The sequence below is a fragment of the Mesorhizobium sp. M0909 genome, assembly GCF_040319515.1.
Classification (GTDB): domain Bacteria; phylum Pseudomonadota; class Alphaproteobacteria; order Rhizobiales; family Rhizobiaceae; genus Mesorhizobium.
On record NZ_JAMYOA010000003.1, the window covers coordinates 365,136 to 379,027 of the forward strand.

18 protein-coding genes are annotated in these 13,892 nt (G+C 64.3%); 11 read left to right on the forward strand and 7 right to left on the reverse strand.

The features are described from left to right. Positions 1–11: 11 nt before the first annotated feature. Positions 12–1,394 (reverse strand): FAD-binding oxidoreductase, encoded by a 1,383-nt coding sequence (locus NKH83_RS06425; RefSeq protein ID WP_352479927.1) that lies wholly within the window; start codon positions 1,392–1,394, stop codon positions 12–14. 226 nt (positions 1,395–1,620) lie between these two features. On the opposite strand from NKH83_RS06425, the gene NKH83_RS06430 reads away from it, so the two are divergent. Beyond that, complete coding sequence (locus NKH83_RS06430) at positions 1,621–2,628, forward strand: AraC family transcriptional regulator (RefSeq protein ID WP_352479928.1); 1,008 nt, start codon at positions 1,621–1,623, stop codon at positions 2,626–2,628. Positions 2,629–2,750: 122 nt separating this feature from the next. Here the strand turns inward: NKH83_RS06430 and efp are convergent, their stop codons facing one another. Continuing rightward, positions 2,751–3,317 (reverse strand): elongation factor P, encoded by a 567-nt coding sequence (gene efp / locus NKH83_RS06435; RefSeq protein WP_023674374.1) that lies wholly within the window; start codon positions 3,315–3,317, stop codon positions 2,751–2,753. A 114-nt stretch (positions 3,318–3,431) separates the two neighbouring features. On the opposite strand from efp, the gene epmA reads away from it, so the two are divergent. Beyond that, positions 3,432–4,478, forward strand: coding sequence for an EF-P lysine aminoacylase EpmA (epmA, locus tag NKH83_RS06440; protein WP_352479929.1), 1,047 nt, complete (start codon positions 3,432–3,434; stop codon positions 4,476–4,478). A 46-nt stretch (positions 4,479–4,524) separates the two neighbouring features. On the opposite strand, the gene NKH83_RS06445 is transcribed toward epmA, so the two are convergent. Then, positions 4,525–4,695, reverse strand: coding sequence for a hypothetical protein (locus tag NKH83_RS06445; protein WP_352479930.1), 171 nt, complete (start codon positions 4,693–4,695; stop codon positions 4,525–4,527). Between the two features lie 104 nt (positions 4,696–4,799). Between NKH83_RS06445 and NKH83_RS06450 the strand changes: the two genes are divergently transcribed. After that, positions 4,800–5,474, forward strand: coding sequence for a DUF8692 domain-containing protein (locus NKH83_RS06450; protein ID WP_352479931.1), 675 nt, complete (start codon positions 4,800–4,802; stop codon positions 5,472–5,474). Positions 5,475–5,486: 12 nt separating this feature from the next. On the opposite strand, the gene NKH83_RS06455 is transcribed toward NKH83_RS06450, so the two are convergent. Next, complete coding sequence (locus NKH83_RS06455; RefSeq protein ID WP_352479932.1) at positions 5,487–5,798, reverse strand: ABC transporter permease; 312 nt, start codon at positions 5,796–5,798, stop codon at positions 5,487–5,489. Then, complete coding sequence (locus NKH83_RS06460) at positions 5,792–5,932, reverse strand: hypothetical protein (protein WP_352479933.1); 141 nt, start codon at positions 5,930–5,932, stop codon at positions 5,792–5,794. The genes NKH83_RS06455 and NKH83_RS06460 overlap by 7 nt, the downstream gene beginning before the upstream one ends. 20 nt (positions 5,933–5,952) lie before the next feature. Here NKH83_RS06460 and NKH83_RS06465 point away from each other — a divergent pair, with 20 nt between their 5' ends. From NKH83_RS06465 to lpxK, 8 genes are all read left to right on the forward strand, one after another. Continuing rightward, a complete protein-coding gene (locus tag NKH83_RS06465; RefSeq protein ID WP_352479934.1) occupies positions 5,953–6,255 on the forward strand; it encodes a hypothetical protein in 303 nt (100 codons plus the stop codon). Continuing rightward, positions 6,252–6,443, forward strand: coding sequence for an FAD-dependent oxidoreductase (locus NKH83_RS06470; protein ID WP_352479935.1), 192 nt, complete (start codon positions 6,252–6,254; stop codon positions 6,441–6,443). The genes NKH83_RS06465 and NKH83_RS06470 overlap by 4 nt, the downstream gene beginning before the upstream one ends. Before the next feature lie 162 nt (positions 6,444–6,605). After that, entirely contained in the window at positions 6,606–7,949 is a 1,344-nt protein-coding gene (locus NKH83_RS06475; protein ID WP_352479936.1) for a TldD/PmbA family protein, read from the forward strand. Further along, positions 7,936–8,742, forward strand: a complete 807-nt coding sequence (locus NKH83_RS06480; RefSeq protein WP_352802486.1) for a 3'(2'),5'-bisphosphate nucleotidase CysQ — start codon at positions 7,936–7,938, stop codon at positions 8,740–8,742. Before NKH83_RS06475 ends, NKH83_RS06480 begins: the two co-directional genes overlap by 14 nt. Before the next feature lie 74 nt (positions 8,743–8,816). Further along, positions 8,817–9,062: a DUF4170 domain-containing protein gene (locus tag NKH83_RS06485; protein ID WP_023674378.1), complete on the forward strand. Its 246-nt coding sequence runs from the start codon at positions 8,817–8,819 to the stop codon at positions 9,060–9,062. Positions 9,063–9,067: 5 nt separating this feature from the next. Next, positions 9,068–9,847 (forward strand): lysophospholipid acyltransferase family protein, encoded by a 780-nt coding sequence (locus tag NKH83_RS06490; protein ID WP_023717166.1) that lies wholly within the window; start codon positions 9,068–9,070, stop codon positions 9,845–9,847. Continuing rightward, positions 9,844–11,160, forward strand: coding sequence for a lipid IV(A) 3-deoxy-D-manno-octulosonic acid transferase (gene waaA / locus NKH83_RS06495; protein ID WP_254817457.1), 1,317 nt, complete (start codon positions 9,844–9,846; stop codon positions 11,158–11,160). The genes NKH83_RS06490 and waaA overlap by 4 nt, the downstream gene beginning before the upstream one ends. A gap of 1 nt (position 11,161) precedes the next feature. Next, the gene (lpxK, locus tag NKH83_RS06500; RefSeq protein WP_352479938.1) at positions 11,162–12,202 is read left to right on the forward strand and encodes a tetraacyldisaccharide 4'-kinase; all 1,041 of its coding nucleotides are present in this window, start codon (positions 11,162–11,164) and stop codon (positions 12,200–12,202) included. A 242-nt stretch (positions 12,203–12,444) separates the two neighbouring features. On the opposite strand, the gene NKH83_RS06505 is transcribed toward lpxK, so the two are convergent. Beyond that, positions 12,445–12,678, reverse strand: a complete 234-nt coding sequence (locus tag NKH83_RS06505; protein WP_031211156.1) for a DUF2093 domain-containing protein — start codon at positions 12,676–12,678, stop codon at positions 12,445–12,447. A gap of 220 nt (positions 12,679–12,898) precedes the next feature. After that, complete coding sequence (locus tag NKH83_RS06510; RefSeq protein ID WP_352479939.1) at positions 12,899–13,834, reverse strand: LysR family transcriptional regulator; 936 nt, start codon at positions 13,832–13,834, stop codon at positions 12,899–12,901. Between the last annotated feature and the right edge of the window lie 58 nt (positions 13,835–13,892).

Below are 13,892 nucleotides of genomic sequence, written 5' to 3' on the forward strand. Positions count from 1 at the left end.
CGCCGCCGCCGTCAAGCAGCCGGCCGGATGTTTTGGTTCACCCGGAAGAGGTTGTTTGGGTCGTATTTCTTCTTCAGCGTAGCCAGGCGCTCATAATTGTCGCCATAAGCCGCCTTGAGCCTTCCTTCGCCCTCGTCATCCATCATGAAGTTCAGGTAGGCGCCACCCAGATCGAACGGATGCACGGCCTCCCAGTAGGCCTTGGTCCAGCGGGTCACCGGCCCGGCTTTCTGTGGGTCCGGATCGATCCCGGCGATGACCATCGACCAGGTCGCATTCCGGCAATTCCAGGGTGTCTCGTCTTTGCCGACGCGATGGACCGCGCCATCGATAGGGTAGAGGTGCATGAGCGATAGCTCGCTCGGCGTCTTCGCCGCCTGCTCGAGATGGGCCTCGATCGCCTCGTCGGACAGCGTCTTGACGAAATCGCCCCGCCAGTACCACTGCATCCCCTTCGGGTAGAGCCCATCGAACATGCTCTGCACCGCGGGATAGGGCATCGTTCCCATCCAGTTGAACCAGGGCGCGGGCAGCGCATCGAGCAGCGGGGCCAGCGCCTCTCTGCCTTTTTCCTCCGGGCCGTTGTAGCAGCACATCAGCAGACACATCCGCTTTCCCCAAAACTCTTCCGGGAAGGGTGCGCTCGAGAGGACGGTCTTGAGCCCAAGAAAGATCCCAAGTTCTTCGGGCGCATTCGGCAGGAACTCGCGATAATGCTGCATGATGGTGCGGGCGTGGCGCTGATCCCATGCGATCGGCCCCGCAAAGACCATGCTGACCTGGTGGAGCTTGAACACAAAGCTGGTGACGATGCCAAAATTGCCGCCGCCGCCGCGAAGCGCCCAGAACAGGTTGGGGTTCCGCTCCTTGCTTGCGGTGACGAAGCTTCCATCGGCAAGCACGACATCGGCTTCGACCAGATTGTCGATGGTCAGGCCATATTTGCGCGTCAGATAGCCGTGGCCGCCGCTCAGCGTCAGTCCGGCGACCCCGGTGGTCGAGATGATGCCCGCCGGTACGGCTAGGCCAAAGGCATGGGTGGCATGGTCGACGTCGCCCTGAGTGCAGCCCGGGCCTACCCGCGCCGTACGGGCATCCGGATCGACGCGCACACCGTTCATCGCCGACAGGTCGATCACCAGACCGTCGTCGCAACTCCCCAATCCTGGTCCGTTATGGCCGCCGCCACGTACCGCAACCAGCAAATTGTTGTCGCGGCCGAAATTCACCGCTGTGATCACGTCGGCGACGTCGACACAGCGGGCGATGATCAGCGGCCGCTTGTCGATCATGCCGTTGTAGAGCTTGCGGGCCTCATCATAGCCGGCGTCGCCGGCGCGGATGACTTCGCCCCGCAGGCTTGCTGCGAATTTGGTGATGTCTTCATCGTTCATGACATTCCTCCCTGTTATTGGACCTGTCGGCCGGCCGATGAAACGCTAATCCCGTCCGCTGTTCCCGCAAATGTCACATCGTCCATTTCCGTTGCCCGATCGTTCAGAGTAGGATTAGACCGGATGGATGGTTGCTCGGGCGGCCATATTGCCGGATAGTTCGAGATGCCTGGCGGAAAAACTCGTTGTCAAAGGGGGTAGCCGATCGTTTCCGGAGGTGTAGTGCATGGATGTCCTTTCCGATGTGCTCCGGGCTGTTCGCCTCACCGGTGCGATCTATTTCGACGTCGACGCCAGTTCTCCCTGGGTTGGCGAGTCGCCGGGCACTGCCGACATTGCCGCCGCTGTCATGCCGGAGGCAGAGCACATCATCTCTTTTCATGCCGTGATGTCGGGGTCGTGCTGGGCCGCGCTGGCAGACGATTCGGTGCCCCCGGTGCTGGTGAACGCCGGTGATGTCGTTGTCTTCCCCGGTGGTGTTCCGAACGTCTTGAGCTCCTCACCCGGGGCGCGGGGCGAACCCAATATGGCGATGTATTATCGGCCGATAGACGAGAGCCTGCCGTTCGCGGTCATCCATGGGGGCGGGGGAGACGAGCGGACCCGGTTCATTTGCGGGTATCTTGGGTGCGATGCGCGTCCCTTCAATCCTCTCCTCGCCGCATTGCCGGCCATCCTGTGTGCCCGCAAGCCCGCCGATGGAAGCAGCTGGGTTATCGACCTTTTTCGGCTGGCGCTGGCAGAAGGTGGCAGTGGGCGGGCGGGCTGTGAAACGATCCTTGCCAAGCTGAGCGAGCTGATGTTTGTCGAGATCATCCGCCGCCATCTCGAGACCCTCCCCGACGATTCGCGCGGCTGGCTGTCAGGCCTACGGGATCCACATGTCGGCGAGGCGCTCCGGCTTATTCACGCTCGCCCCAGGGAGGAATGGACATTGGACCGGCTCGCCCGCGAAGTGGGGCTCTCACGCACGGCGTTTGCGAGCCGCTTTACCCACTATGTCGGGGTTTCGCCGATGCACTATCTTGCTCGCTGGCGTCTGCAACTGGCGGGACGTCTGCTCGAACGGCCCGGAATGAGCATCGCGCAGGCGGGTGCCGAGGTCGGCTACGAGTCGGAAGCCGCCTTCAATCGCGCCTTCAAAAAGTTCGTCGGCATTCCACCTGGCACCTGGCGAAAGGGACGGTCGGCATTGCTCGAGGCTCACAGATTGCCCGCTGGCGTCGTGCAATAGGAAAGAACTGGCTGGGGCGTTGACGCTTCGGTCTGCGTGCAGCGTCCCAATACTCGAAAGCCCCTGGCACAAAGCGGTAGACGATGACCGGCCGCCGCGACGCTTTCGGCGAGCTTCACGCCTCAATCCTTCGCGCGCTCGACATAGGCGCCATCGGCCGTCATCACCACCACGCGGGTGCCGGCGCTGATGTGTGGTGGCACCAGGGTGCGCACGCCGTTGGACAGCGTTGCCGGCTTGTAGGATGAGGATGCCGTTTGGCCCTTGGTCACCGGCTCGGTCTCGACCACCTCGAAAGTGGCGCGCTGCGGCAGCACCAGCGAGATGGCGATGTTGTTGTATTGCGAGATCTGTACCGGCATCCCTTCCACCAGATAAGGCGCCATGTCGCCGACCACGCTTTCCGGCACCGCGACCTGATCATAGGTCTCCGGGTTCATGAAGTGAAAGCCTTCGCCGTCGCGATAGAGGAACGTGTGCTCGCGCTCCTCGACATAGGCGCGCTCGACCTGCTCTGTGGTGCGATAACGCTCGGAAACCTTTACCCCGTCGGAGATGCGCCGCATGTCGAGCTGGGTGACCGGCGTACCCTTGCCAGGATGAATGTTTTCGGCAAAGAGGATCACATAAAGCTTGCCGTCCTTTTCGACGACGTTGCCTTTACGCAAGGAGCTGGCGATGACCTTCACGGGTTTCCATCCTGATAAAATTTGTTGGCGCAAATCGGCTGGAGAGGCCGTTGCGTGCGGCCTAGCGCATCTTGGCCGCAATCGCCAGCCCTCTGTGCAATTCCCCTGAAGCCGATGACCGCCGCTTCGCCGTGGTGGACGCCGCATGTCCACGCCGACCGCCGGCCGCGGCTGATTCTGCGCAACGCCATTGCCGCCGGCATGCGCGACTGGTTCGCCCGCCGCGACTTCGTCGAGGTGGAGACATCGGCCCTGCAGGTCTCGCCCGGCAATGAAGCGCACCTGTCGGCCTTTGCCACCGAGGCGATCGGGCCGGACGGGCAGCGCCAGCCGCTCTATCTCCATACTTCGCCAGAATTCGCCTGCAAGAAGCTGCTTGCTGCCGGCGAAGAGCGCATCTTCAGCTTCGGGGCTGTGTGGCGCAACCGCGAGCGCGGCCCCTTGCACCATCCTGAGTTCACCATGCTCGAATGGTACCGCGTCGGCGAGACCTATGAGAGCCTGATGCGCGATTGCGCCGAGCTCGTCGCGCTGGCGGCCGAACGGGCGGGCGCAAAGCGTCTTAGCTTCCGCGGCCGCGAGGCCGACCCGTTTGCCGAGCCGGAACGGTTGAGCGTCGCCGAGGCCTTCATGCGCCATGCCGGCATCGATCTGCTGGCGACGGTAGCAGCCGACGGCAGCACCGACCGCGAGGGTTTGCATGCCGCCCTGGTCCAGGCCGAATTGCGGACCGCGCCCGACGACAATTGGGCCGACCTGTTCAGCCGGGTGATGGTCGAAAAAATCGAACCGGCGCTGGGGCAGGGGTGTGCCACAATCCTCTACGGCTACCCGATCTCGGAGGCGGCATTGGCCCGGCCGAGCGCCGACGATCCACGCACCGCCGAGCGCTTCGAGCTCTATTGCTGCGGCGTCGAGCTCGCCAACGCCTTTGGCGAATTGACCGATCCGGCCGAGCAGCGCCGGCGCTTTGCCGCCGAGATGGACGAGAAGCAGCGCGTCTATGGCGAACGCTACCCGATCGACGAGGATTTCCTCGCCGCGCTCGCCATCATGCCGCAGGCGAGCGGCGCGGCGCTCGGCTTCGACCGGCTGGTAATGCTCGCCACCGGCGCGCTCAGGGTCGACGACGTGATCTGGACGCCGGTGGCTGGTCCCTGACGAGAGGTTGGGCTGACCGAGGCGTCAGATTTGGACCAATTACATGTCAGGCCAGGCCGCCGCTGGCTCCGTCGGCCAGAAGATTAGCGACGACGAACATCGACAGACCCATCACCAGCGTGCCGGCGGCGGTGATTGCCGGGAGAGCTTTTCGCGCGGCCGTTGGCACTGGCCAGGAACTGCACCAGGACGACTGGTCATGGGCGAAGCGCTGCAACCGTTCCGTGTGTTGCCGCGATCATGGTGGGCCGGCATAGTGCTGGCGGAGTTCGCGGCGCAGCGGAGCTAGCGGCCAGCGTACTTAGAATGGGCCTGGGCACAATGCCAGACAAGAACGCGCTGGACGCAAAGCATGGCGGCGAATGGACAATGTCCTGGCGCTTGGTCATACTTGCGGCCGCAGCGATTAACGTTGTGATGCTCTTGGCCGCGCTGTTCGTCGCGCAAATTCTAGGTCTGGACGCTACGATCTTCTATCGAGATCCATCTGCAGCCGCCGACGTCGGCTTCTACACGGGGTGGATTTCGTCTTTAGGTGCCTCACTATGGATCGGCACCGGCGCTGCGACCCTGTTTGCTGGTCGGCTCACGCGCCGATGGGATTGCACGTTTCTCGGCGGCCTTACCCTGGTCTTGGGCCTCGATGACCTGTTGTTGATCCATGAGGACGTGCTGCCCGTTGTTGCGATACCAGAGATTGTTCCCATGATTGCCTATGCCGTCGCCGGGTTGTTCTGGTTCTTTCGGCTGCGACGGAAGACATTCGAGGGCACGATCGTATTTGTGGCCGCAGGCTTCCTACTCGCGATGTCAGCAGCCATCGACCAGCTGGGAGAGCTGTTTCCAACCCCGGATTCGGCGGTCGACATCGCCGAAGACGCCGTCAAAGAGCTTGGCATCTTTCTTTGGGCGGCAGGTGCTGTCGGGTACGCGGCGATGGTGACACGATTGGGCCGCCCGTGGGTGGATCCAGCCGATCCCAACTCTACAGGCTGACTGCCGCACACGCTATGAGCCAACGGCGGTGATCACCACCGGCACGATCAGCGGCGACAGCAGCAGCGGCATGACGATGCGGCGGCCGGGAAACTTTTCGTCGGAAAGCGCAATCGCTGCAAACGTGCCGAGTGTCGTCGCGATCAGCGTCGTCCCGAACGCAACGATCAGGCTGTTCCCGATCGCTGATTGCCAGCGTTGGGTGCCGAGCACGACCGCGTACCAGCGCGTCGAAATCCCCTCCAGCGGAAAGATGAAGAAGGCGCCGCTGTTGAACGACAAGGGAACCGGAACGAGGATCAGGAGGAGAAACAGGATCACCATGCGAGGCCCTTGGGCACGGAGGCGATGAGGCAGGCGAGGGGGAAGCCCAGTATCAGCGTGGCCAGCGTCTCCGCCGCGGCGACGAAGAATGTGGGCATGAACACCTGCAGGAAGATCGCCTGCTCCGGCGGCACTCTTTCAATGCCTCCAATTCGTGCGCCAATCGCTTCCGGCGGCCACCCGCGCCAATGCGCTGGCGCTCGCCGGTCTGCTGGCCGAGGCCCTGACGGCCTGGGAGGAGGTGGTGGCGGACGCTGACCTGGCAGACTTGCCGCGCTCCAACGGCTGTCTCTACTTGTATCGTCGCGAGAGCGATTTCGCCAAGGCCGCTGGGGGCAGGGCGCTGCGCGCCGGGTTTGGCGTCCATCAAGAGGTTCTGATGCCGGAAGCGGTGGCGCGCTGGAGCCCGGCCTGCCCGCGACCGGGGCCAGCGGTCTGTACTTCCCGGACTCGATGAATGTCACCGATTCCCGGCCCGTCATCGGTCCGTCGCGCGGCAGCTCCAGAGTGATCCATGCCTTCGGTCATGGTCATCTCGGCCTGACACTCGCGCCGATCACCGCGCGCCTGGTCGCCGAGCTGATCATTGGTCCCGGCGATCCAGCGCGTCTCGCGGCGTTTTCGGCTGATCGCTTCCGCGCCTGATCGATCGAACATTTCGCCGTCGGGTTGCGATCAGGAGTCGCGCCGACCTGGGCTGGATGCCCCCTGATTGTCCGCTTCTCCCATTGCAGAAGCCGCGCCGGGACAATAGATGGTGCATCGACGGCTGCCCTTCAGCCGGCCGGAAATAACAGGATCATGCGCATGACCGATACGCTCGACGCAGCGAAACTGACCGATCGCGTCGCAGCCCTGGTCGAGGCTGCCAAACGGGCCGGCGCCGATGCCGCCGATGCGGTTGCGGTGCGCGGCCGTTCGACCGGCGTGTCGGTGCGGCTCGGCAAGGTCGAAGGCACAGAGGCGTCCGAGAGCGAAGACGTCTCGCTGCGTGTCTTCGTCGGCAAGCGGGTAGCGAGCGTTTCGGCAACGGCGGCATCCGACCCCAATATGCTGGCCGAGCGTGCCGTCGCCATGGCCAAAGTGTCGCCCGAAGATCCCTATCAGGGTCTCGCCGATCCGGCCTTGCTGGTCAAGACGCCGCGCGACCTCGATCTCTTCGACGCCACTCAGGTATCGGCGGACCAGTTGAAGGAAGCAGCCCTTGCCGCCGAGGCGGCGGCGCTTGCCGTCAAGGGCGTCACCAATTCGGCCGGCAGTAGCGCCAGTGCCGGGCTGGGCGGCCTCGTGCTCGCCACTTCGCATGGGTTTGTCGGCCATTATGTCGCGTCGCGCTTTTCGCGCTCGACCAGCGTGATCGCCGGCGAGGGCACCGGCATGGAGCGCGATTACGAATTCTCCTCGCGCCAGCATTTTTCCGATCTCGACGCGCCGGAAGACATCGGCCGCAAGGCCGGCGAGCGCGCCGTACGCCGTATTGGCGCGCGCAAGGCTGCGACCGGGCCGGTCGACGTGGTGTTCGATCCGCGCGTGGCGCGCGGCATTGCCGGCCATCTCGCTGGTGCCATCAATGGCGCCGCGGTGGCACGCAAGACCAGCTTTCTGCGCGACATGATGGGCAAGAAGGTGGCTTCGGCCGCAATTACCGTCACCGACGAGCCGCTCCGGCGCCGCGGCCAGGCCTCGCGCCCGTTCGACGGCGAAGGCGTCGAGGGCGAAAAACTGTTCATGGTCGACAAGGGCGTGCTCAACCACTGGTTCCTGTCGACTTCCGCAGCGCGGGAACTCGGCCTCGTCACCAATGGGCGCGGCTCGCGCAACGGCTCGTCGGTCTCCCCGTCATCGACCAATCTTGCAATCGAGCCTGGCGAACGGACGCCGGAAGAGCTGATCAAGTCGCTCAAGACCGGCTTCTACGTCACCGAAGTGTTCGGCCAGGGCGTCGACATGGTGACGGGCGAATATAGCCGCGGCGCTTCCGGCTTCTGGATCGATAACGGCGAGCTGGCCTATCCCGTCGCCGAGGTGACCATCGCCTCCAATTTGAAAACCATGTTCCTCAACATGGTTCCGGCGAGCGATCTCGACCGCAATTTCGGCACTGCCGCGCCCACGCTTTTGATCGAAGGAATGACCCTTGCCGGAGCTTGATCCGGCCGTCTCGGCCGGCGCTACTGAAGACCTGCAGCTGCTGCTCGACGCTGCCCGCGAGGCAGGGCTCATCGCCATGCAGTACTTCAACAACAATCCGCAGGTGTGGATGAAGGGCGGCACCTCGCCGGTCAGCGAAGCCGATCACGCCGCCGACAAATATCTGCGCGAAACCTTGCTGGCGGCCCGGCCGGACTATGGCTGGCTGTCCGAGGAAACCGTCGACGACCCGGTAAGGCTTATCGCGCGCCGCACCTTCGTCGTCGATCCGATCGACGGCACGCGCGGCTTCCTCGAGGGCTTGCCCACATGGTGCGTCAGCGTCGCGGTGGTCGAGAACGGCCGCACGCTTGCCGGCGTGCTCGACTGCCCGGCGAAGGGCGAGATCTATTGGGCGCTGCCCGGCGAGGGCGCGTTCCTGAATGGCAAGCGCATCAGCGTGCGTCCGCCGGCGGAAACGGCCGAAATCGCCGGACCGAAGCCGATGATCGACCTGCTGCCGGCGAAATGGCACAAACGGCTGAAGCGGGTGCCCTATATTCCGTCGCTCGCCTACCGGCTGGCCATGATCGCCGGCGGCCAGCTCGATGCCACCTTCGTCAAGGCCAACGCGCATGACTGGGACATCGCCGCGGCCGATCTCATCCTGCGCGAGGCAGGCGGCGCCGTGCTCGATCGGCACGGCCGCGCGCCGCTCTATGCCGGCGAAGTGATCCGTCACGGACCGCTCGCCGCCGGCAGCGGCGAACTCCTCGCCGTGCTCGCCGGCGTCATCGCCGGGCTGGACAATTGAACATTATCAATAGTTCCAAAGTCGGCGGCTTTGGTCTAGACCTGTCCCAAACTCACGATATGTGAAGGATCGACATGGCCGCTGAAGACGGAAAGAAACAGCTTTTGCACCTGGTGTTCGGCGGCGAACTCAAGAAGCTGGGCGGCACCGAATTCCGCGATCTCGACGCGCTCGACATCGTCGGCATTTATCCGGACTATCAATCGGCGCACGCCGTCTGGAAGGCCAAGGCGCAAGCTAGTGTCGACAATGCCCATATGCGCTATTTCGTCGTTCACCTGCACCGCCTGCTCGACCCCGAAAACAAGGCTGTCGGTTGACATCGATGAACCATGAAGCGGTCAAGCGTTCAGCCCCGCGGTCGGCGGTCAGACGTCGCAAGCCGAAGACGTTCTGGCGCAAGATCCGCGAACCGCTGGCGCAGTCGCGATTCGTCAAGAATGCGCTTGCCGCGCTGTTTGCGTATTTCGTCCGCCTTGTCCGCTTGACCAACCGCATGGTCGACGGATCGGCCAAGTTTTCCGGCGGCGCCTATGCGCAGCTCGAGCCTGGCATCATCGCGCTTTGGCACGGCCAGCATTTGCTGACCCCGGCCTATTATCCCAAGGGACGGCCGCTGGTTGCCATGGTGTCGCGCAGCGCCGATGCCGAGCTCAACGCGCTGATGGTCGAGAAATTCGGCATCGAGGCGGTGCGCGGCTCTGGCGGGCGTGAAAGCGCAAGGCATCTCGACAAGGGCGGGGCCAAGGCGCTCATCGCCCTCAAAAAGTCGCTCGCCACCGGTAAGAATGTCGCCATGATTGCTGATATTCCCCACGGCACGCCGCGCGATGCGGGGCTCGGTGTCGTCCTCCTGGCGCGGCTGTCCGGCCGGCCGATCCTGCCTGCCGCGATAGCCACCAGCCGCCGCAAGGTGATCGAGGGCAGCTGGGACAAGACGACGATCAACTTGCCCTTCGGCCGCTCCTCGATCGTCGTCGGCACGCCTGTCTTCGTGCCGGCCAACGCCGACGCCGCGGAAATGGAACGCAAGCGCCAGGAGGTCACGGCCTCGCTCAATGCCGCGACTGCCGAGGCCTATCGCCTTGTGGACGGTTCGAAATGAGTATGCGCTGGGCGCGCGCCTTCCTGACGGCATACCGTTTCGCCGGCGCCGCCGCTTACCCGCTGGTCGGACCTTACGTCGCCTGGCGCACATCCAGAGGCAAGGAGGACCGCATTCGCCGGCGTGAACGCTACGGCGTCGCCGGACGCGAGCGCCCCGAAGGCCCGGTGATCTGGATCCATGCAGCCAGCGTCGGCGAGACCATCGCCGTCGTGCCGCTGGTCGAGAGCATTCTCGATTACGGCGTCAACATCGTGCTGACCACAGGCACCGTCACCTCGGCGCAGGTCGCCGAAGAACGGCTGGGCGACCGCATCATCCACCAATATGTGCCGCTCGACCTCAAGCCGGCGGTCAGCCGCTTCCTCGACCATTGGCAGCCGGACCTGGCGATCATCGCCGAATCGGAGATCTGGCCGATGACCATCCTGGAACTCGGCGCCCGCCGCGTGCCGCAGGTTCTGGTCAACGGCAGGCTGTCCGACCGCTCTTTCAAATCCTGGAAGAAGCGCGCCAACATTGCCGAAGCATTGTTCGAAAATCTCGCCCATGTCGTTGCCCAATCGGATCTCGATGGCGAGCGCTTCCTTTCGCTCGGCGCCCGGCCGGTCACCGTGTCCGGCAATCTCAAGGTCGACACCGCGCCGCCGCCGGCCGACGAGCGAGCACTGGCGGCGCTGAAACGCCAGATCGGCGGTCGCCCGACCTGGGCGGCGATCTCGACCCATGATGGCGAAGAGGCGGTCGCCGCCGAAGTTCATGCGATGCTGCACAAGCGCCACCACGGGCTTTTGACGATCATCGTGCCGCGCCATCCCGATCGCGCCGGGCAGCTGGCCGCCCAGATTTCCGGCATGGGCCTGAAGCTGGCGCAGCGCAGCAAGGGCGACAGGATCACTGCCGACACCGATATACTGCTCGGCGACACGATCGGCGAAATGGGGCTTTATCTGAGACTGACGGAAATCGCCTTTGTCGGCCGTTCGCTGACTTCCGAGGGCGGTCAGAACCCGCTGGAACCGGCCATGCTGGAGACGGCGGTGCTTGCCGGCCGCAATGTCCAGAATTTTCGCGAGGCCTATCAGCGCCTGCTCGATAGCGGCGGCGCTAAGCTGGTGCGCGACCGCGATATGCTGGCCGGCGCCGTCAATTTCCTTTTGACCAACGAGGCGGCCCGCCATGAGATGATGGCGGCGGGCGCGGCGACCGTCGACGAGATGCGCGGTGCGCTGGCACATACGCTCAGGTCGCTCGAGCCCTATATCCAGCCGCTGGTCGTCAAGTCGCGCCTGAAGGGCGCGAACGGGCGCTGACGTGACCTCGGAAGCGCCGCCCTTCTGGTGGGAAGAGCCCGACTGGCGGGTCACGGCGCTGTCGCCGCTCTCCGCCATCTATGCGCTTGTCGCCGGTCGCCGCATGCGGCATGCACCGCGCGAAAAGGTCGAGGCGCCGGTGCTCTGCGTCGGCAACTTCACCGTCGGCGGCACCGGCAAGACGCCGGTGGCCATCGCATTGGCCGAGCAGGCCCGGCGCATGCAGCTCAATCCGGGTTTCCTGTCACGCGGCCATGGCGGCTCCTTCGCGCAGCCGCATATCGTCGATCCGCACCACGACGCCGCCAAGCATGTCGGCGACGAGCCGCTGCTTCTGGCCGAACACGCGCCGGTCGCGGTGACGCCGAATCGGGCCGCCGGCGCCAGGCTTCTGCTGGAGAAGCTCGGCTGCGATTTCCTGATCATGGATGACGGTTTTCAGAGCGCGCGCATCCACATCGACTATGCGCTCGTCGTCGTCGACGCGCGCCATGGCATCGGCAATGGCCGCGTCATCCCCGGTGGGCCGCTGCGGGCAAACATCGTCGACCAATTGGTCTTCACCAGCGCCTTGCTGAAAATGGGCGAGGGCACAGCGGCCGATACGGTTGTGCGCCAGGCAGCGCGCGCCGGCCGGCCGATCTTCGAGGCGCATACCGTGCCGAGCAGCAAGGTGACGCTGGCCGGCAGGCGGTTCCTGGCGTTCGCCGGCATCGGTCATCCCGACAGGTTTTTCGACACCGTAAGCGAGGCCGGGGGCGAGCTTGCGCTGACCCGACCATTTCCAGACCATCATTTCTACAGTGCGGACGAGCTTGCCGAATTGGCGGCGACAGCACGTAAAGCCGGGCTTGGCCTCATTACCACCGCCAAGGACGCTGCCCGCCTGCGTCACGGCGCAGCACCGCCAGAATTCCTCGACGGGCTCGATGTGCTGAAGATCGACACTGTGTTCGAGCTTGACCACGTGCCGCAGCGCATTATCGACGAGACGCTGGATGCCTGGCGGCAGCGCAGGCTGAGGGGTCGATCAGCAGCTTGAGCACCGAGGCGGTGTAGGACTGGAATTTGCAGCTTTCCGCCGGTCGAGCGTATTTTGTTCTTGCTTTGTGCCGGCAGCTATGCTACTGATTTCGGTATGGTGATGATTCGCCGGTGACCCGCCTTCGAGCCTGAGGCGGGTTTTTTATTTCAAGATAGGCTCTAAAGTTTCGGTGTTGCCGGCCTGACCCGGGGGGCAGAGGGCGCAGGATCGCAACGGGGCGACTCCCCATCTGCGCTAGACTAGCGTCGGCGGCGCAGTTCCGGATGCGCTTCGATCTCGCGGCGCAGCGAGGCGGCGGCATTCACATAGGGTTCCTGCCTGGCGACACTCCAGTATTTGAGCTCGTCGAGCGGGATGCTCTCGCCGGTCACCGCGCAGCGCACGAAGGCGCCGGGGCTGGTCACCTGGAAGTCGCCATCGAGATAGCGGATGCGGGCTTCCTTGCCGCCGGGACCTTCGAAACGGTTCATCATGGGGTGGTGCCGAAATTCATGACGATGTCATCGCCACAAATTGCGGCGAGGTCAAGCTTGGTTGGCCTTGCCTGGTTCTGTTTCTGGTGACACTTGCTCAAACAAGCCGGCAAAGCGAATGCCAATGCATGTCGCGCAAAGTGTGCGGCGGTTTTGCGCGACATGCATAAACACAAGAACCTGAAGCACGTCGCATGATGCCGGTCGAACGCGACGCGTCTTAGGCATCTCCTTCCTCGGCCGTGATAAACTGCTCGATCTTCTCCGCTGGCAGCCCTGCCTGGACGGCGATGCGCCGGGCGAGCTCGGCGGCGGCTGCGCGCGGCCGCCCCAGCGGCCGGTCGAGCCAGTAGGATATCGGGCTGAGAACGCTGCGTTCGTCGACGGCGACGATGCGGCCCGACTTCAATTGGTCCACCGTCAACGGCGGACGTGCCAGCGCAATGCCGAGCCCGTGCGCGGCGGCGTCGAGCACGAGGTTGTAGTCCTCGAAACGGCGGTCGTGCGGCCGCGGCCGATAGTCCATCTCCTGCGCCGCAAACCAGGCGCGCCAGGCCGAAGCGTCGGAATCGTTGATCACCGGAAATTCGAGCAGCCGGGCAGGATCTCCGCGGCCGATCTCCCTGGCCAATTCCGGCGAGGCGACCGGGAACACATATTCTTCGAAAAGCTGCACCGAGATCCGGCCCGGAATGCGGCCGCGCCCGCAGCGGATCGACAGGTCGATGCCTTCGTCGGCAAGATCGCCCTGGCGGATGTCGACGTCGAGCATGATCCGCAGCTTGGACGGGTGATTCTCCAGCGCCGCCATGCGCGGCATCAGCCACAGCCCGCTGACCGAGGGGATCGAGGTCAGCCGCACCACCGCCGTGCCGCGCGGCTCAACCCAGCGATCCGAATTGCTGGCGATCAGGGCGAAGGCTTCGGTGGTGCGCAGATGCAGGCGGTTGCCTTCGACGGTCAGCGAGACGCCGCGCGCGCCGCGGTCGAAGACTTTCAGCCCGAGCCAACCCTCGAGCTTGGCGATCTGCCGGCTGACGGCGCCATGGGTGATATTGAGCTTCTCGGCCGCAGCCGAAAAGCTGCCGGTCCGAGCCGCGGCGTCGAAGGCGCGCAGCGTTTCGAGCGGCAGCATCGGGTCTAAGCTGTGATCCATAGTCACAGGTGATCCTCGATTTGTTCGTTTGTCAACCGACCCGCAATAGCGTTTCTCT